The organism is Niallia sp. Sow4_A1 (assembly GCF_052116745.1).
In the GTDB taxonomy this organism is placed as follows: domain Bacteria; phylum Bacillota; class Bacilli; order Bacillales; family Cytobacillaceae; genus Niallia; species Niallia hominis.
The window spans coordinates 1-664 of record NZ_JBQKKM010000130.1 but is presented as its reverse complement, the minus strand read 5'-3'; the positions used below and the strand labels follow the sequence as shown (position 1 = coordinate 664).

Sequence of the window (664 nt, the reverse complement as noted above, 5' to 3'; positions counted from 1 at the left end):
GTTTTGATCGCATGACCGATGAAGGCTACTTTTTTCTTTCTAGGCTACGAAAAAACGCAGTCGTACGGGAGGTTTATGATTTTAAACTACCCAAGGATTCATCTGTTTTGTCGGATCAAATGGTGTTGATTGGTACAACTCAAAACCGAGCTGAAAACTATTTTCGACTTCTAAAAATAATAGATTCAAAAGGTAATGAACTTCATTTAATCACAAATCGTTTTGACTTAAGCGCCGAAGAAATATCGGAAATGTATAAATCACGATGGGCAATTGAGCTGTTTTTTAAATGGATTAAACAACATCTCAATATCAAGAAATTCTACGGTCAAAGTGAATGGGCGATTCAAAATCAAGTGTTTATCGCACTTATTGTTTTTTGTCTTCATGTTCTGGTACAACTCGAAACAAAAAGTAAGCGGAAAACCTTGCAAATTAGCCGTTATTTAAGGGCAGCATTGTGGAAACCAGCACATGTCTGGCTTCGCAAAATTGAAGGAAAAGCCATCCCTTAATCAACAAATTGTTGTCGTTGCACAGGTCTAATTGTAAATAAATTTCCAAATGGACAGGAGCCGCCTTTAGAAAGGTAATTACTTTTTTGGCTCTAAGTAGAGTAAACAATTAAACTGAAAATTATGACACTATTTACGCAACACTAGTG

Annotated in this window: 1 protein-coding gene; it reads left to right on the top strand. The window is 35.8% G+C overall.

The window, feature by feature from the left end:
* Nucleotides 1–515: IS4 family transposase (locus tag ACTQ5K_RS25515; RefSeq protein WP_441994452.1), on the top strand; the 515-nt coding region annotated here is incomplete at its 5' end.
* Nucleotides 516–664: the final 149 nt, after the last annotated feature.